The sequence below is a fragment of the Embleya scabrispora DSM 41855 genome (assembly GCF_000372745.1).
In the GTDB taxonomy this organism is placed as follows: Bacteria; Actinomycetota; Actinomycetes; order Streptomycetales; family Streptomycetaceae; genus Embleya; species Embleya scabrispora.
In genome coordinates this window covers 14,159-32,817 of the sequence record NZ_KB889607.1, presented here as the reverse complement: position 1 = coordinate 32,817, position 18,659 = coordinate 14,159, and the positions used below count along the sequence as shown (strand labels likewise).

At 70.5% G+C, this 18,659-nt stretch carries 8 protein-coding genes; 4 read left to right on the top strand and 4 right to left on the bottom strand.

Annotated elements, in window-relative coordinates:
• Positions 1–86 precede the first annotated feature (86 nt).
• Positions 87–860 carry a sugar transferase gene (locus A3IC_RS53720; RefSeq protein WP_020550122.1) on the top strand — a complete coding sequence of 258 codons (774 nt, stop codon included), beginning with the start codon at positions 87–89 and terminating at the stop codon, positions 858–860.
• A gap of 146 nt (positions 861–1,006) precedes the next feature.
• On the opposite strand, the gene A3IC_RS62115 is transcribed toward A3IC_RS53720, so the two are convergent.
• From A3IC_RS62115 to A3IC_RS0111090, 3 genes are read right to left on the bottom strand one after another with little or no spacing between them, the layout of a single operon-like run.
• Positions 1,007–2,155: a hypothetical protein gene (locus A3IC_RS62115; RefSeq protein WP_020550121.1), complete on the bottom strand. Its 1,149-nt coding sequence runs from the start codon at positions 2,153–2,155 to the stop codon at positions 1,007–1,009.
• 28 nt (positions 2,156–2,183) lie between these two features.
• Entirely contained in the window at positions 2,184–4,760 is a 2,577-nt protein-coding gene (locus A3IC_RS67355) for a right-handed parallel beta-helix repeat-containing protein (RefSeq protein ID WP_020550120.1), read from the bottom strand.
• Positions 4,757–12,274: an RHS repeat domain-containing protein gene (locus A3IC_RS0111090; protein ID WP_158695906.1), complete on the bottom strand. Its 7,518-nt coding sequence runs from the start codon at positions 12,272–12,274 to the stop codon at positions 4,757–4,759. The genes A3IC_RS67355 and A3IC_RS0111090 overlap by 4 nt, the downstream gene beginning before the upstream one ends.
• Positions 12,275–12,466: 192 nt before the next feature.
• Here A3IC_RS0111090 and A3IC_RS0111085 point away from each other — a divergent pair, with 192 nt between their 5' ends.
• The 3 genes from A3IC_RS0111085 to A3IC_RS53710 are packed head-to-tail and all read left to right on the top strand — an operon-like array spanning position 12,467 to position 14,005.
• Entirely contained in the window at positions 12,467–13,273 is an 807-nt protein-coding gene (locus tag A3IC_RS0111085; RefSeq protein ID WP_158695905.1) for a hypothetical protein, read from the top strand.
• A 52-nt stretch (positions 13,274–13,325) separates the two neighbouring features.
• On the top strand, positions 13,326–13,637 hold the full coding sequence (locus A3IC_RS0111080) for a hypothetical protein (RefSeq protein ID WP_158695904.1): 312 nt from the start codon (positions 13,326–13,328) through the stop codon (positions 13,635–13,637).
• A 41-nt stretch (positions 13,638–13,678) separates the two neighbouring features.
• Positions 13,679–14,005, top strand: coding sequence for a hypothetical protein (locus tag A3IC_RS53710; RefSeq protein ID WP_020550116.1), 327 nt, complete (start codon positions 13,679–13,681; stop codon positions 14,003–14,005).
• A 74-nt stretch (positions 14,006–14,079) separates the two neighbouring features.
• Here A3IC_RS53710 and A3IC_RS0111070 read toward each other — a convergent pair whose 3' ends face one another.
• Positions 14,080–18,642 (bottom strand): FtsK/SpoIIIE domain-containing protein, encoded by a 4,563-nt coding sequence (locus A3IC_RS0111070; RefSeq protein WP_020550115.1) that lies wholly within the window; start codon positions 18,640–18,642, stop codon positions 14,080–14,082.
• Between the last annotated feature and the right edge of the window lie 17 nt (positions 18,643–18,659).

Sequence of the window (18,659 nt, the reverse complement as noted above, 5' to 3'; positions counted from 1 at the left end):
GCACAGCGGGCGACGGCCGGTGAGGGAGACACCGCCGGCGCCCGAAGGACGCCACACCGAACGCCACACCAGGGGAGGGGCATGGCATGCGACGACTGTTCGACATCACCGTGGCCGTGCTGGCATTGGTTCTGTTGGGACCGGTCCTGCTCGCGATCCACGTGATGATACGCGCGAGTATGGGCGGACCCGTACTGTTCCGCCAGACACGCAGCGGCCTGCACGGCCGCGACTTCGAGATCCTCAAGTTCCGCACCATGCACGACCCGCGCCATCCGGACGAACCCGATGCCACCCGGATCACCCGTACCGGGCAACTGCTGCGCACCACGAGCCTGGACGAACTGCCGCAGTTGATCAACGTGTTGCGCGGGCACATGGCGATCATCGGGCCGCGGCCGACGCTGCCCGAGCAGGTCGTGCACTACACGCAACGCCAGCGCGGCCGGCTCGACGTGCGACCGGGACTGACCGGCTGGGCACAGGTGCAGGGGCGTAACGCGCTGAGCTGGCCGGTGCGGATCGAATACGACCTCTGGTACGTGCGCAACCGCAGCACTCGGGTCGACCTGGTCATCCTGTGGCGCACGATCGGCGTGCTGCTGCGGCCGACCGGGATCACCGCCGCCGGTGGGGTCAATCCCGGCTTCCCGGTACCGGTCGCGACGCTGCCCCAGGAGGATCCGGGACGCGAGTCGGCGGCCCGAGGCGGCACGGTCCGCCAGGACCGCGGTGAGACGTTCCCGCTGCCCAGGCCCATCGTCTGGTCCGCGCCGATCACCCACTCCCCGGTCGACCCGACCCGGATGTTGCCACCACAGCGGCCGGCGGGCGACTCGTTGGCCGAAGAGGTCTCCTGAGGCCGAGCGGCTCGACGTGCGCATGTCCGTGCCCGATCGTGGGGATCGAGCACGGACATCACGCCGTCAGGGGCCGGTGAGCCCCGTGAGCCCCAGCCCCGTGAGCCCGGCGAGCCCGGTGCGTTCGGTGGGCCCGGGCCACCCGGTCAGCCCGTGCAACTCGCCTGTACCTGGCCCGCCGCCAGATGCGCTCCGGTGGTGCCGCCCCAGTCCACGCCCCGCGTGACCAGCTTGACGGCGATCCTGCCGTTGCTCACCGGGAAGGTACCGGCGCTCACCCAACGGCCCTTGTCGGCCACCTGGTCGACGGTGAACTTGTCGTACCAGGCGCCCGTCTTGTCCTCCTCCTTGCCGCGCAACACGTAGTACTGCGCGGGATTGCCGCCCACGTCCCGGCCGCTGCCGGCGGGTACGTACACGCTGAGCCGGCAGCTCCGGGTGGCCGCACCGACGTCGAACCACCACAACACCCGGGCGCTGGCGTCGTCCTTGTTCTTGTCGCCGGACATCGGCACCGCGACGAACTTTCCGTTGCAGCCGTCCTTGGTCCACCCGCCGCTGCCGACCGTGTACCAGCCCTTGGAGCCGTCGCTGTAGCGGCCGACCTCGGCGAAGCCGCTCGTGCCGCTGTTCGCGCAGCCGTACCCCGAGGTCCCGGTAAAGGTCTGCTTGGGCGCCAACGAGCCGGGTTGGGCGGGCGGCGCGACCGGTGGCTTCGCGGTGGAGCCGCCCGGTGTGCCGCCGGGCGCCGGCGCGGTGCCACCACCGGGGGCTCCGCCGCCGGGAGTACGCGCCCCGGGCGAGGAACCGCCGCCACCGAACGTGCCGTTGGAACCGGCCGCCGAGCCGCCGGACCGACCTCCCGCCGAGCCGGAACCGCCCGAGGCGCCGCCGGAGGAACCATTGCCCCCGGTGGAGTAGTCCGGCGGATACGCCGAGCCACCACCCGGCGTTCCGCCGCCCGGGCCGGGCTCGCCGGGCGGGGCATCGGTGCTGTTCCCGGTGGTGGAGCCGTTCGACGGCGTCGCCGAGGCGCCGGGCGCGACCACCTGGACCGGCTTGTCCTGCATGGGCGCCGCCTGGGCCACCGGCTTGCGGTGACCTCCGTCGTCGTCACCGCCGAACTCGATCGCGGAGGCGATGGTCACCGCGGCCAGACCGGCCGCCGCGAGAGCGGGCATGCCCAGGCCCACGGTCCACACCCGGCGGCCGGGTCGGAGCGGCCGCCGAGGGGTGCGCACCGAGCGCGCGAACGCCTGCCCGAAGTCGGGGTCCTGGTTGTGGGGTTCGGCCATGTCGTGCCTTTCGGGTCGGTTCGGCCGCTCACGCCTGATCGGGGGCGGCCGGAACGAGATCGGGAAGGTCGGGGGCTCGCAGCGAGACCAGATCCTCCGGCGCCACCTCGGCCGACCCGGAGATCCGCCGGGCGTGCCGCTCGGTCATCTCCTGGAACGCCTGCCTCGCGGAACGCCCGTTGCCGAAGCGCCGATCGCGCGGGACCGACTCGAAGTAGGCGAACAGACCCGCGCGTGCGGACTCGTCCAGGGTGTACTCGTAGGCCGCCGCCTGGTGTTCGACGATGCGGACCAGGTCGGTGGAGGTGTAGTCCTCGAACACGACGGTGCGGTTGAAGCGCGAGTCCAAGCCGGGGTTGGAGTCGATGAAGCGGTGCATCTCGTCCGGGTAGCCGGCGACGATCACCACCACGTCGTCGCGGTGATCCTCCATCAACTTGACCAGCGTGGCGATCGCCTCCTGACCGAAGTCGCCGCCGCCGGCCGAGGTGAGCGAATATGCCTCGTCGATGAACAACACGCCGCCGAGCGCCTTGCGGAACACCGCCGTGGTGCGCGGCGCGGTGTGCCCGACGTACTCGCCGACCAGAGCGCCGCGATCGGCCTCCACGAGGTGACCGCGCGTCACCATTCCGAGCGCGGCCAGGATCCGGCCGTACAGCCGGGCCACCGTGGTCTTGCCGGTGCCCGGGTTGCCCGCGAAGACCAGGTGCCGGCTCAGCGGGGGCGGGGTCAGCCCGGCCTCCTCGCGGCGCCGGACCAACTGCATCAACTGCACCAGCGTGGCCACGTCGTGCTTGACCCGGGCCAGCCCGACCAGATCGTCGAGTTCGGCCAGCAGCGTGGTCAGGTCCGCGGGCGACTCGCCCGGGTCGGCCGGCTCGGCGGGTTCGGTGCCCGGCGGCGTCGACGCGGTTCGCCCCGAAACCACGGTGTCCCCGACCCCGCGCGCCACACAGTCCGCGAACACCGCCGCCGTGTCGTCCGGATCCTCCAGCGTCGCGTCGCTCGGACAGTCCCGGAAGGCACAGTCCCGCAGCGTCGGCGCCGCCCCGGCGGCCACGTACACCGCCGGATAGGCCGAGCCGCCCACCACACAATCGGTGAACTCGCCCTTGGCGCCACCCTTGAGGTAGATGCCGTTCTTGCCCGCGCCGGTGAGGATCCCGCCGCGGACCACCGGCGCCGCGTCCGTCCACACCACCAGCGCCGAACCCGCGCTGTCGGTCACCGTACAGTCCTCGAACCCGGGCGCCGCGCCCTCGTGCACGACCATCCCGGCGGTCCCGGCCCGGGCCACCCGGACCCGGCGCAGCGTGGGTCGGGCACCGGGGCCCACCTCGATCCCGGCTCGTCCGGTGGTGCCGAACGCGCAGTCCTCGACCTCGGCGTCCAGGTCACGCTCCAGCCGCAGTCCGGTGCCGCAACGGTGCGCCGCGGACCCGGCCAGTCGCGCGCTGCCGGTGCCGCCGAGGTGGATGCCGGTCATCTCGGCGCCGCGCACCAGCAACCCGTCCGCCGCCACGACGGCCGCGCCCGCCAGGCACAGGCCGTGTTCGGGCGTGGGGCCCAGGACGATCGCGGCGAGTTCGCCGTGCGCGTGCTCGTCCAGGTGCACCGCGGTGAACGCGGTGTCCGCGATGGCTACCCCGTCCAGGCCGACCCGGGCCGACCCGCGCGCGAAGACGCCGTTGGCGCCGGTGGAGCGGATCACCCCGCCCAGTACGTCCAGGCGGGACTCCTCGTCGGCGACCAGGCCGCTGAGCGTGGCCGCGACGATTCGGCAGTCCGACACGCTCGCCGCGGCCCGGCCGAGCACGGCCAGCCCGGAGGCGCCCGCGCGCTCGATCGCGCTGCCGCGCACGGTCAGCTTGGCGGCGCCGCGCACCAGCACCGCGTCCTCGCCGCTGTCGGCGCAGCGGCACCCGTCCAGAACGACCGCCGATTCGTCCTCGGCGAGCACCGCGTTGTGCGCACAGCCCAGGAACGCGCTACCGCGCACCCGGACGCTCGCCGAGTCCCGCACGCCCAACCCGACCACGGCCTCGGTGATCACCGAATCCGCGAGGGTGACCGTGGCCGAGCCGGCCGACAGCACGCCCGGTCCGTCCACGGCGAGCACCCGGCAGCCGGTCATCGACAGCCGTGCCTCGCCGGCCACCGACACACCGGCCACCGCGGCACCGGATACGCGGCAGCCGGTCAACCGCACCCGGGCGGCGTCGACGATCTCCAGGCGGCCACCGACGATCCGGCACTCGTCGAAGGCGACCTCGCTCGCGCCGGTGACCCGGACGGCGGGCGCGTCCGCGTCCGCGGCGATCAGGACGACGCCCTCCACGCCGGCCCCGACAGCGCCGGCCACGGTCAGCGCGACATCCTGAGTCCCCGTCAGACGCACGCTGCCGGGCCCGTGTTCGGCGACCAGCACGACGGGCCGATCGAGCACGACGTGTTCGCGGTACTCACCGGGAGCCAGCAGCACGCGTCCGCCGTCCGGCGCGGCGCGGACCAGGTCGGCGATCGTGTGGCGCGTGTTCGCGCCCCGATTGGCGCGGTCGCCGCGATTTCCGCGGGCGCCACCGCGGTTGCCGAACACACTCACGGCTGTCGTCCGTTCTCGGGTGTGGGGTGGTAGAGGTACTTGTCGTTCAACCCGAGCCAGTTCTGGAAGAACTTGTTGATCTGCGCGTCGATGAGCTTCTCGCCGAACTTGATGCCCAGGTCCAGGAGTCCGGCCTTGCGCCAGAAGCGGCCCGCCAGGTAGGAGTCGAGGCCGAACTTCAACGCGCCCGGACCGAACGCGCCGGTGGCCAGCGAGCCCAGCGCCGCGACGCCGCCGAACTTGAGGGCGTCCAAGCCGTAGTGCTTGACACCGTTCTTGTCGCCGAACACCGCGGCGTTGATCGAGCCGTTGACGAACGCCACGATCGGGTTGACCGCCAGGCCCAGGCCGAATTTGTACAGGCCCGAGCGCCAGCGCAGCGCGGTGTCGAAGTTGGACCAGTCCGTCTTCCAGTTGTCGCCGAAGTACGGGTTGGTGTTGAACGGCTTGCCGAAGTCGTTCGCGGTGAGCCCGTCCTTGAACTGCTTGGGGGAGAACGAGCCCGGGTGGAACTTGAGTTCGTGCAGGCGGGCCATCAGGCCGGCGAAGCTCGCGGATACCGCCGAGTTGAGGAAGATCCGTCCCCAGTCGGAGCCGGAGATCTCCTTGTCGTTGATCAGCTCGGTGATCATGCCGGCGAGCACCGAGAAGCCGAAGTCCTGCATGAACTCCATGCCGACCTTGGTCCAGACCTTCTGCTCGAAGGTCCATTCCCGGGTGCCGTTCAGTGCGTCGGGTGCACCCCAGTGCCGTCGGTTGGTGTCCGCGAGGCCGCGGTTGTAGCCGCGGAACTCGGTCAACGCACCGTGGTGGTCCACGGCGCGGCCGACGAGTTTGAACCGCGAGTCGACGCCGGCCGCGCCGAGCTTGTCCGGATGTGCCCAGGACTTGATGCGGTTGAGCACGCCCGATTCGGCGGTCGGCAGCTTCTCGAAGATCTTGGTGGAGAAGCCCTGGTGGACCACGATGTCGCCGTCCGCGTCGTACAGACGCTGCTGGAGGTAGGCGAGGTCCTTCTCCAGATAGCCGACCACGTCTCCCTGGTGGGTGATCGGCTCGAACGAGCGGATCTTCGTGCCGTTGCGGAAGTCGTCCCAGTGTCGGGTGTTCGGGATGCCGTTCGCGTCGACCCGGTATTCACGGATCGCGTCGCCGCGACCCTCGCGGATGGTGTGCGTGTCGCCGTTCACGTGGATCTCGTCGCGCCAGTACTTGCCGTCCGCACCGACGTGGCTCACCCGGTGCTCGCCGGGATGCGGGTCGGGGGCGCCCGCGCGGTTCCTGACCGTGGTCGTGTAGTTGCCCGCGGCATCGCGTTCGATCACCGCGACCCGGCCGTCACCGAGCATCTTGTGCTCGTACACCAGGACGTCCTGGCCGTTGATCCGGCGGAAATCCTTGAACCCGTCGTCGAATCCCTCGCCCCACATCCGGGCACCGCCGCGGTTGGTGGTGCGGTGACCGGTGTTCTCGACACCGGGGAGGCCGACGCCGTCGGGGCCCTGCCGGTGCCACGTGAAGGGGCCGTCGGGCTTGTGGTCCATCCTCGCGTGCCGGAAGCCGCCGCCTTCCAGCGCGTCGCGGCGTTCGACGATCTGGCCGAATCGGTTGCGGTCCACCCACGGTCCGTTCGCCCCCGGATCACCGGCGTACTCGCGCACCGTGCCCTTGCCGTCCACGACTTCGCGGACCACGATGCGCTGCTCCGAACCGGGGACGGTCCGAAAGTCGGTCCAGCGGTGGTCGGCCCCGAATTCGCGGACCCCGGTCCCGGTGCCACCGACCTCTCGCCAGGTTCCGTTTCCACCCGGAGTGGTGGCGGTGAATTCGATCTTGCGACCGTCCAGGAGCACTCGGCTCTCGCGAAGCAGTCGGCCGTTCGCGTCGAAGTCCTGCCACGTGCCGTCCAGCCGCTGGAAGCGCACCGAACGCTCGATCGTCTCCGTGCCGCCGACGCCGCCCTTCTTCGAGACCTCCCAGTGCCGGAAGAGTCGGTCGTCGCCGGTGAAGAAGGCCCCGGGGAAGTCCGGCTTGCCGGGGAAGAACGGGACGTCGAAGCGCTGTTGCCAGATCCGGCGCGCCTTGAACTCGTCGTCGCCGAACTTCGAGAAGGTCGCGACCTCCTCGTTGACGTAGTTGCGCTCGATGTAGTGCTTGAACTGGTTCGCGGGCTGCGCGGTCGGCTCGAACGTGTACTGCCTGGTGCCCCGGGCCTTGTCGGGTGCCGAGAAGAACTTCCTTCCCAGCCCGCCGCGAATCGGTGCGAATTTCTCGAAGGCGACGAGCCCGCTGTCGCCGACGTCCCGCAATGCCGCGTCGGTACCGTCCTTGACATGGGTGACCCGGGCCTTGAACCCGAAGTCCAGGCTGAACCGGAAGTCGAGCCTGCCCTTGGCCTGAAGCGCGCCGTCCGACCCCCATTTCTGCCAGTTCCAGCCCCCGAGAGGGGACTTCTCGCTGATCAGGACGCCACCGTCCAGTTGCGGGAAGAAGTCGCGTACCTTCCCACCGAACAGGTGCCGGGCGTTGAGCTCGAAGACGCCGTCGATCACGTCGTACGAGGTGTTGTCCCAGCGGACGTAGCGGCTGCCGGATGCGATCGGGCGACTGTGGGTGGTCTTCTCGACCCATGTCCACTTGCCCCGGTGATCCCGGGAACCCTCGATCCAGCCGCCGCCCTCGATGCTCGACGGGTCTCGGGTGTAGACGGGAGTTCCGTCGCCGTCGACCAGTCGGCGGATCCCGTTGTCCGCGCCGTCGGGGCCGGCCGGCCACTTCTCCACCACGCCCTTGCGGAACGACATGTGTTCCCAACCCACGTTGTGGCCGACCACGGTGCCCGGGGGGCGCTTGTCGTGCCAGGTGAGGGTCTCGTGATCGATCCGGCGGGTGACACCGGCGATCGGGCCGTCGAGGGGGTACTCGACGAGCCGGTGCCGGACCGGGTCGGGGCTGTCCCACTGCTCCCACGTGTTGCGCATCCGGTCGCTCACCTTGAACTCGCCGCTCAACGGCTGGTATTCGCCGATCTGGGTGACCCGCCTACCGTGCACGCCACCATTGCGGTCGAACTTGAAGGCGTCGTCCGCCCACACCTCGAAGTTGCGTTCCGTGGCCCAGGGCGCGTTGTCGAAGACCTGATACCGGCCGTCGCCCAGTCGGCGGGCGTCGGCGAGCACGGCCTGGGGGTTCCCCTCCCGGGGTCCCCAGATCTGGAAGCCCTCGACCTGGTCGTCGACACCGGTGACCCGGAAGCGCTCACTGCCCGGGATCCGGGTGCCGTTCTTGATCGGGACACCGTCGTGGTTCCAGATCTGAAAGTCCTGCGCCGGGCCGGTGCGCGGCCGGGAGTAGACCTGGTGGCTGCCGTCCGGAAGCGCGCGGGCGTCGTTGAGCACCGGGTGGGGGCTGCCGTCCGCGGGGCGTGGTCCCCAGATCTCGTAGTCGGCGTTGCCGGGCTCGGCGACTTTGAAGTCATCGGTGTGGGGCCGGTATTCGGCGTGTTTGAGGACCGTGCCCTCGCCGTTCCGGATCTGAAAGTCCTGAGTCGGTCCGGTCCGTGGCGCCTCGACCACCCGATAGGTGCCGTCGCCGAGGGACTCGGCCACCTCGAGTACCGGGTGGGTGCCCCCTTCGGCCGGTGGACCCCAGATCTCGAAGTCGCGCCCGCCGGGCACGGTGACCTTGAAGTCGCCGCTGAGGGGCCGGTATTCGCCGGCCTTGAGCACGGTGCCGGTCCCGTCCTGGATGCGGAAGTCCTGAGTGGGTCCGGTGGGCGCTCCGTCGACCACCCGGTAGGTGCCGTCGCCGAGGGATCGGGCGTCGCCGAGTACCGGGTGCGCGCCGTGCGCGTCTGCCGGTCCCCAGATCTGGAAGTCGTCGCCGGTGGCGCCGGTGACCTTGAAGGTGTCGGTGCCGGGGAGGTGCTCGCCGGTCTTGAGGACGGATCCGGTGGTGTCCCAGACCTGGAAGTGCCGGTCCCCGACGTTGGTGACCATGAAGTCCGCGGTCTCGGCCCGATACCTGCCCGCTCCGGTGATGTTGCCCTGGGCGTCCCGGATCCGGAAGTCCTGGGTGGGGCCGAGCCGGGGCCCGTCGTAGACCTGGAAGATGCCGTCGCCGCGTGTGTACACGTCCTGGAGCACCGGGTGCGCGCCGTCGGCGCCGCGTGGTCCCCAGACCTGGAAGTCGTCGGGTGCGCGCCCCGGCAGGCCCCGGATCTCCCAGGTGCGATCGGGGAGTCGGTGGGCATCGCCGAGCACGGGGTGGATGCCGTCGGCCCCTTCCGGCCCCCAGACCCTGAAGTCGTCCGAATGCCCGGCGGGGCCGTAGTGCACGTGGAAGGTGCCGTTCGGGCCGGGGTGGGCGCTCAGGATGGAGGTGCCGTACGGGTCCCGCCAGATCTGGAATCCCGTGCCGGGTCGTTCCGGGCCGTCGAAGACCTTGAAGTGCCTGTTGTCGAGGCGCCGGGCATCGGCGAGGACGCGGTGGTCGCCGTGGGCGTCGCGCGCGCTCCAGAGCTGGAAATTGCCGCCCTCGACATCGGTGACCCGGAAGGTGTGCCCGTCGGCCCGCAGTTCACCGCGCCTGAGGATGGTGCCGTCGGTGTCCGCCCAGACCTGGAACGCGCTGTCGGCACGCGCGGGACCGTCGAAGACCTGGTGGGTGCCGTCGGGCAGGCGATATCCGTCGTGCAGGAGGGCACGTGTGCCGGTCGGGCCCATCGGGCCGTGGATCTCGAAGTGGTCCATGCCGTCCGGGCCGTCGAACCGGACGATGACGGACTCGTCGGTGCGGGCGGCCCGTTCGGGGTGGCGCCAGGAGTCGGTTGTGCGCGGTCGGACGTCGGGGCCGCCCCCCACCGGGCGCGTCCCGCCGCGCAGGCCCGGCAGCTTGGCCAGCGCTTCGGCGATCGCCGGGGCGGCGACCGCGGGGTCCACGCCCCACGCCTTCAACGCGGTTGTGGCATCCGCCAGCGCGAGCCCGGCATTGGCCCGGCTCGCGGTGGCGATCATCAGCTCGGCCCGCACCGTGCCGCTGCTGGTATCGCCGGTGAACTGCCCGACCCGCAGCGCCTGCTCTGCCGCGGCCGCCCGCTCGAAGGTGTGCTTGGCCCGGGTGTAGTCGTGCCACGCCTCGATCCGTGAACCGGGCAGCGGGATCGTGGACTTGGCACCGGGGCCGGGTCCGTCGGCCAGGTCGTCGAGCACCTTGGTCACGAGATTGCGCTGTTCGGCCCCGAAGTCGGCCAGTGCGTTCGGCGGCGGCGACGGATGCCCCACGCCGACGGTGGAAGGGGGCGAGGCGGGCGGTACGGGCGTGGGATCGACCCGGGGCGGGTCGGCGCGCAGCGGGATCTTCTCGCCGACGAGTGCCGACACGGTGTCCGTCGCGCCCCGACCACCCGCCAGGTCCGGGCGCGGGGCGGCGGTGTTGCCGCCCGCCAGGTCGACCGGGGTGAACCGGGCGGACACGGCCGGGACCTGGTCCGCGCCCCGGGATCCGCCCGCCAACAGGTCGAACGCCTTGTCCTGGTGCAGGGCGGACACTCCCGCGCCGCCCGGACCCGCGGGCGGGACCGGCGGCGGCGTCGACCCGACCCGGCCCGGTGCGGGCGCCAGCATGTCGAACACGTCCACCTTGGCCGCAGCCCCGCCGGTCGGCGCCGTGGAGAACGAGGTGCCGACCGTCGGCCGCGTGCCCGCCCCCTCGGTCAGTGGCGTCGGCGTGTGTACCGAGGTCGGCGTGCCGGGCGAGGACACGGAGTGGGACAGGCTCGGGGTGTGCGTGGAGGTCGGCGGCGGCATCTTGTTCGCGAGCGGGTCGGGGGCCGCGGCCACGAAGCGCTCCGTACCGACGCTGGTCAGCGTGGTGTCGCCGTGGGTCAGCCGGCGGATCTCCGGGAGCGGGGTCATCCGTACGTCGTCGCCCAGTGCGATCGCACTCTTGGTGAACGACTGGCTGCCCTCCACGGCGCTGCCGATCGTGTGCGGCGAGACGGCGCCCGTCAGTCCGTGCAGCGCGGACATGCCGCCGGTCGCCTGGTTGAGCACGTCGTGCAGCGAGTTCCAGTGCGTATTCGGGCCGGCCGCGTGGCCGACCGTGCTGCCCAGCGATTGCAGCCCCTCGTGCCCGAGCAGGGTGTGGTCGAAGGTGTACACGCCGAGCCCGTAGTGCGGGGTGTACAGGCCACTGGCGGCCGGGACGAACACGGCGGTGTCGAAGGAACTCCCGGCCCGGGCGATGCCGCCCGGGTCGAAGGCCCCGATGGACAGGTTGGGATGGCCGTTGAACGCGGCGAGATCCTTGCCGGTCAGGCCGGGCACCCGGTCCAGGTTGTGACCGCCGAACTTGCCCGCGCCGCCCGCCGCCGCCGGCGGCACACCCAGCGACGCGCGGATGAAGTCCTTCTGGCTGCCCAGGACACCGCGCTCCCAGAACCCGATCCTGAGTGCCCGGGCCAACCCCAGCTTGGCGATCTCGTCACCGGCGACCGGCAGGAAGACGCCCAGCGAGCCCCAGCCCTTGAGTTCGCCGAAGCCCTTCTTGCCCACCGCCCAAGCGGTCTTGCCCATCCAGACGATCGCCTTGAACGGCAGGGTGAGCAGCTTGCCGACCAGCGCGCCGCCCTTGAAGACCAGCGTGCCGGTCAGCAGGCTCGCGTAGGCCAACGCGAACTTCCAGCCGGCCAGGTTGAATCCCTTGAGCCCGGTGCTCAGCAGCGACAACAGGTCGCCGGCGCCCTTGAACAGGTTGACCGCGCCCTTGCCGAGGCCCACCAGGAGGTTCTTCAGGCCGCTGAGCAGCGCGGGCAACAGCGCCTTGGTGGAGGGGAACAGCACGCCCAGGATGTTCAGGAACAACTCCAGGCCACTGGCCTTGCCCCGGGCGAAGTCGGCGATGGTCTTGCCCAGCACGACCAGGTTGGCGCCGAACGCCAACAGGCCCAGCGGGCCGCCGAACAGCACACCGAGCACGGTCAGCACGATGGTGAAGATCTTGAAGAAGTCCCAGAACTCCTCGGCCACCGTCTTGGGACTCGTCTTGAGCGCGGTGGCCGACGCCAGCGACTTGCGTGCCTTCTCCACCGCGTCCAGATACATCGTGCGCGCCGTGGCCATGGTGGCCTTGGCCGCGGCCAGACCCGGGTCGTTCTCGGGCAGTGGGGCCGCGGCGTTCAGCGCCTCCCCGGCCCTTTGCTGAGCGGCCAGCAGATCCGTCGAGTACGTGGACAGCGCCGTGCTCGCGAGCTGGGTCGCCTGGGCCAGCTTGTCCACGAACAACTTGAGCTGGTCCTTGACGTGCGCGCGCAGCTCGCCGGCCGCCTCGCCCATCAGCGGCGCTTTCGGGCCCTCCTGGAGCAGCCCGGCGAGTTTCGTGGAGGCGTCGCCGGCTTTCTTGGTCAACGCGGCCAGATATAGCGAGGCATCCGTGATCGAGGTCGGATCACCCGGCGTAGGGTCCGTCGTGTATCCCAGCTTTTTCAACGTCGTGGCATCGACATTGCGTGGCATGGGGCCTCCGGGCGGCAGTTCGTACGCGTCGGGTGTCGCTCCTCGCGTGGCGGATGTCGCACTCGCGCGGCACGGATATCGGGACCGTTGTGGGTGCGGCTCTTTATTCTCCGGCAATCTTGGCCGATGATGAGACGCGGCGCCAGTGTTCGGGCCGCGCAGCTCGCGAAGAGCCGTCGAATGGAGTTCCCTTTGCCCGATATCTCCCTGGATTACACCGAGCTTCGCAAAATGGCCGGCGCGTTGACGGCGCTCGCCAATACCTTCAAGGACGACGCGTCGAAGTTTCGCACCTATGGTTCCGGAGTGCCCGGGCAGCACGGTACCGTTCCGGCCGGGGACATCGGTGGAGTGGCCGCTCCGCTCGGCTCCTTCTACACGGCCTGGTCGTTTCCGATGGGTAAGGCAGTCGAGGGTCTGGAGGCGCTTTCCAAACTCCTCGGCTATGTCGCGGACGGTGCCGAGGCATGGGACGACGGTGTCGCCGCGCAATTCGCCGCGACACCCGGCCGTAATCCACTGAATCGCTGGCTGGAACAGAAGAAGACCTGGGAGGAATGGCTCAGGACCCACCCGGACGGAAAGCCCAAGGAAGGCGAGACGGCGCCCCCGCAACCGAGCGCCGAACCACCCCTGCACTACACGAGCACCGACAAGTACGGCGTGACCACCGACGTCACCGTCAAGGTCGACGGCGACTACAACGTCACCGAGCAGACGGTGACCATCACCGACCACGGCACCACCTACACCGAGCACACCACATACGGTGCCCATGGCGCCTACGACACCGTCACCACCGGCCGCGACGGCTCGGTGACCACGGAAAAGGTCACGGTCGACGGCTCGGGCCGGGGCACCAAGACGGTCACCGACAAGGACGGCACGACGGTCTACACCACCCCCAACGTCAACGACCCGAAGGCCGAGTGGACCAAGGTCGTCAAGGAACCGCCCAACCGCCCACCGACCGGCGGCGGCGGGCGCGACCGGAGGTAGCGCCCGCGGATCGTTTCCCGAAGCAGCACCACCCGCCCGCGAAGGAGTTCTCGTGCCCAGCGATTTCAAGATTACCTATGACCAGGTCCATACCGCCCAGCTCGAAATGAAGCGGGTATCCGAGACGGCCACCCTGGACATCAACCGACTCCAGGCCAAGGTGGACGGATTGCTGAAGCCCGGATCCGGCCTGTGGCTCAAGCTCAGCAGCGAGGAACTCAACACCAAGTACAAGACGCTGAGCGAGGACCTGAAAAAGGCGATCCTTACCATCGCCACTTTCTCCGGCCAATTCGACAAGATTGTCGAAGCGGCGCAAAAGCTCGACGAATCGATGAAGGCGGCACTCCAGAAGTCCGCGTGATCGATTCCGGCACATCACCCCCCACCCCGAAACGGATTGACATGACCACACCCCTGGGTACGGATGTCGACGTCAATATCGCGGAGGTCCAACTGGTCTCCGACGACATGGTGCTGAGCGCGGCGAACACGCAGACTTCCCTGAAGACACTGCGCACCACCGTGACGGCGTTGCTGAACCCCGATGGTGGCCTTTATCTGCGGAAGACGAGCCCGCAGATGACCCAGTCCTATGACGAGCTGACCAACTCGCTCGACAAGGCGATGGTTTCGATCAAGCAGTTCAGCGACACCTTCCAGGTGGTCGTGAACAATTTGCGGAGCCTGGACGGCGAGGATGTCAAGCCGCCGGCTCCGCACAACATCTGAGCCGACCCGCGAATCCCGATTTTCCGCAGTGCCCCCGGCAACCGCGGAACCGCCCGCACCACGCCCCATCACGATCACCGCGCGGTGGGGCGCAGGTGCGTCTCGGGCACGAGCACCGGAGCCAGGAAGCCCTTGCGGTCCCGGATCCAGGCATGCCCGATGCGCAGCGGCTGACGGACCCGCTCGGTGGGCAGCCGGGCGCCGATCAGATCACCCTCGCCACCGAGTTGCGGCGACAGCAGGATGCCCTGCCGGTTGCGTCGTACGTCGCCCAGCCAACCGCTGAGCGACTGCAACAACGTCTCCGCGGTCGCCGCGTACGCCAGCCCGATGCCCCGGTCCCGGCCCGAGCCGATCACATCGCGCAGCGCGTACCCGACCATCGACCCCATGTCGGAGAGCAGATCCGCATCGTCGATCAACACCACCGCCGGACCGGCCAGATCCTCGACCGCCGCCGAGGTACGCGAGCCGTCCGAGTCGGCACCCTCGACCAACGTCACCAACGGATGCGCACGCAACAACCGCAGCGGCGAATCACGCGGTGTGATCGCCACCACCCGCGTCCCGCTCGCCAACAACGACACCGCCATCGTCGCCAGCGTGTTGCTGCGCCCACTGCCGGGCGGACCGACCACCGCGAAGGTGTGCTGCGCGTCGCCGAAGTCCGCCCCCACCGCGCCGACGGCGTCGCCGCCGATGCCCAACAACGCCCACAGCGGCCGTCGTTGCTCCTGGGTCACCGCCTCGTACGCCTGCGCGAAGGCGATCGTGGTGGGCAACGCGGCCAGCTCGAACGGCCGGCGCGCCGCATCCACGCCCGCGTCCCGCTCGCGCGCGTTCGCCGCGATCCGGCGCAGCGCCTCGACCTGCTCGCGCCCGCTCTCGCCCGGACCGAGCAGGCACACCTGCGCCTCGGTCCACGAGCCCGACAGCAGGATCCGCCCGGGCGGCATCGAACCGGGAATCGCGGTCCGCGGCACGCCCGCGCCCGCGTACTCGCTGCGATCGGCCAACCGCAGCAGCACCATGTCGTCGTTGACCGAGGACAACCGCCCGTTGATCAAAGCCCGTTCCGAGGTCATCACCAGATGCACACCCGCCGCCGCCCCCTCGCGCAGCAGCCGGATCACCTCGTTCATCACCCGGCCGTCGTCGTACTCGTACAGCGTCGGTGCCAGCGGATCCCACCCGTCGATCAGCAGGAACACATGCGCCGGACACGCCTGCGCGTCACCCGCGCGCAGCTCGGCCAGATTCGCGCACGCGTGCCGGGACAACAGCTCCTGACGCACGCTCAGCTCCTCGCCGAGCCGGGAGATGAGCCGGTCGATCCGACTCAGGTCGTTGCGCGGCACCACCGTGCCGCAGTGCGGCAGATCGGCCAACGCGGCCAACGCGCCGCCACCCGCGTCGATCGCCTGGATGTGCACGACCCCGCAGGAATGCCGGCCGGCCAGCGCCGCCGCCATCGTGCGCAACAACTGGCTGCGGCCCGTCCGCGGCGCGCCGACCACGAACAGGTGGCCGAACGTGCTCGGATCCAGCAGCACCGCCTTGCGCGCCTGCAGGTGCGGCACGTCCTCCATCGCCCACGCGACCGGCTCCAGCTCACCCGGCTGCCGATCGGCGGCCGGCGCCCACTCAGGCAGGTCCTCGGTCGGCACCCGATGCGGCAGCGGGGCCAGCCACGGGCTCGGCGGCTTGGTGAAATCCGGGAGCACCGCGGCCGCCGCCGAGATCGCGGTGACCAACTCCTGGAGATCGGTGGTCGGTTCCGCGTCGCCGACCTGCGGCAGCGGCTCCACCTCGCGCTCGGCCACGGGCGGGCGGGGCCGACCCAACCGGCTCCAGGACAACACCGAGGTCTGTGGCCGGGCCGGCTCCGGCGCGGCCGCGAGCGCGCGCACCGGCTCCGGCGCGGCCTTGGCATCCACCCGCTCGGTCCCCGCGTACGCGGTCTGGAACGGGATCACCGTGTGATGCGAGGTCCGCGCCAACGCCCGGCCGGGAGTCGCCGAGGAGATGGCCACCGCGTCCTTGGTGTCGATCACGTCCGAGCTCTCCCCGGCGTCGGTCACCCGCAGCGCGATCCGCAGATTCGTATTGGCCCGGATGTCCGCCGTGATCACCCCGGCCGGACGCTGCGTGGCGAGCACCATGTGGATGCCCAGCGAACGCCCACGCTGGGCGATGCCCACCAGGCCCGGAATGAAGTCCGGAACCTCCCGGACCAGCGTCGCGAACTCGTCCACGATCAACACCAGTCGCGGCAGCGCGGGCAGCTGGGCATCGCGCAGCCGCTTGCTCCGATACTCCGCGTGATCCTTCGCGCCGACCATCGCCAACATCAGCTCGCGCCTGGTCAGTTCGGCCCCCAGCGAGGCCATCGCGCGATGCACCGACTGGGTGTCCAGGTCGGTCACCATGCCGAGCGTATGCGGGAGTTCGACACAGTCCTTGAACGCACTGCCGCCCTTGTAGTCCACCAGGACGAAGGTCAGCTCGTCCGGCCGGTTCGCCGCCGCCAGGGCGGCCACGAACGACTGCAACAGCTCCGACTTGCCCGACCCCGTGGTGCCCGCGATCAACGCGTGCGGACCGTCCAGGACCAGGTCGAAGGACACCGGCCCGTCGTAGCCGACGCCGAGCAACACCCGGGTCGACGCGGGCCTGCGCCGCCAGCGCTCGCCGATGACGGCCGGATCCGGCGGATCCAGCGTCAACAGCTCCGGCAACAACACCCGATCCGGCAACGCGCCCTCGTCCGGCGAGGTGACATCGCGTACCGGCGCCAGCGCGCGGGCGATGGCGTCGCACCACGCGACGGTGGGCAGATCCGGCCGTACATCGGTCACGGTCGGCGTACCGTGCCGGCGCACCGTCGCCACCGGTCCGCCGCCGGCCGACGCATCGTTCAGCCCGATCACCGCCGTGCACTCCTGCGGCAGGAACCGCTCCTCGGTATCCACGCAGATCGAGAACACCCGCACCTGCGGGCCCTCCTGCAACACCTGGGTCATGCCCGGGATCTCACGCAGCCGGCGAGCACCGTCCACGACCAGGACGACATCCGGCTCGGCGAACACCGCGTTGCGCAGCAGCGTTTCGGACGCGGCCTTGCGGGACCGCACCACCTGGACCAACTCGGCGACCCGGGCCGCGATGGTCTCCGGATCGCTGCCGATCAACACCTCCGGCCCACCACGCACCGTGCCGCGAGCATGCGGCAACCAGGCCAACCAGCCCCACGCCTCGGCACCGGCCGCGCCGGTGAGCAAACGCACCTGGACATCCCGGGGACTGTGCAGGATCGCCGCCTGCGCCACCAACCAGCCCGCCATCCGCAACGCGACCCCGGTCGGGCCCGCCACGCCGAGCACCCCCTGCTGCGGCAGATCCACCGCGGTGGGCACATCCGGCACGGTCCAGTGCGCACGCCGATCCATCGACTCCGAGTCGGCGTCCTCGACCTCGTTCAACGACGTGTGCGCCGAGGTGCCCACGCGCAACACCAGATGGTCCGGATCGACCCGCCGCCGCTCCCACAACCGTTGGCCCGGGCCGGTCGCGAACAGCCCGGTCACCGACGGATCCGGGATCGCGTCGACCCGGCCCTGCCGCTCCACCTCGGTGCTCGCGGCGACATCCGCGAGCACCTCCGCCTTGCGGATCCGGTACGTCGCCAGGTCCTTGACGAACTGCTTGCGGCCGCTGCGCCGTGCGGAGATCCAGTTGGCCAACGCCATGATCGGGCTGAAGACCGCGAAGATCAGGAAGAAGTAGGAGTCGAAGATCTTGACCATGACCAGGCCGAGCAACATCGGCGCGAGCGTGATCAGCAGCGGGAACGGCTGCCGGAAGTTGCCGCGCGGGCGGGTCGGGATCCGGAACCGGCCGCCCTTGACCGGCTCGACGATCCGCGGCGGTCGGTTGAAGTCGAGCCCGGCACCATCCGCCGAGGGCACGATGTCCGCGCCCGCGTCGAACGGCGCGGCCGGCCGAAGCAGCACCGGGCCCACGGTCAGACCGAGGCCGAGCTCCCACGCCACCTCGCCGACGATCGGCTGCTCGGGGTCCGGCGGCGGCTCGTCCGCGAACTTCTTGTCCTTCGGGTCGATCGGCCGCTCGGGCGTGTCATCCCGGGTGCGATACACCCGACCGAGCCGTACCTCGCTGCCGGGCGGCACCGCGACCCGTACCGCGCCCGCAGGTCCGACCGTCACCCGAATCCCGTGCGCGGGTACGCCGGGCTCGTCGATGTGGATCGCACACTCGGCATCCGAGCCGATGTCGTAAGTGCCCATCGACAGCGGCCAGATCCGCCCGGCGCCGGGCCCCGCCGCGAGGTGCAACTCGACGAGTGGCGGGCCGGGACGCTCGCCATCGGGGGCGGCGGGAACCGAGCCGAGCGTGAGCTCGCTGCCCTCGCGGATGCCGCACGCCGACAGCACGTCGCCGTGGACGAGCGCGGTGTCGGTGTTCGCGAGGCGACACGGTATGCCGGGCGCGCCCAAGTCGTGCGTGTCGGCGAGATGTTCGAGCAGTTCACGAACGGTGGTGCCGGCCTCGGCCTCGATCACGATCGAGTCCCGCCGATCCCGCGCCGGTTCGGACACGGTGATGGTCAGTCGCATGCGGTCACCTCCAGGAA

Coding starts and splice junctions, on each gene's coding strand:
- A3IC_RS53720 (WP_020550122.1), top strand. CDS start 87: ATGCGACGACTGTTCGACATCACCGTGGCCGTGCTGGCATTGGTTCTG.
- A3IC_RS62115 (WP_020550121.1), bottom strand. CDS start 2,155: ATGGCCGAACCCCACAACCAGGACCCCGACTTCGGGCAGGCGTTCGCG.
- A3IC_RS0111090 (WP_158695906.1), bottom strand. CDS start 12,274: ATGCCACGCAATGTCGATGCCACGACGTTGAAAAAGCTGGGATACACG.
- A3IC_RS53710 (WP_020550116.1), top strand. CDS start 13,679: ATGACCACACCCCTGGGTACGGATGTCGACGTCAATATCGCGGAGGTC.
- A3IC_RS0111070 (WP_020550115.1), bottom strand. CDS start 18,642: ATGCGACTGACCATCACCGTGTCCGAACCGGCGCGGGATCGGCGGGAC.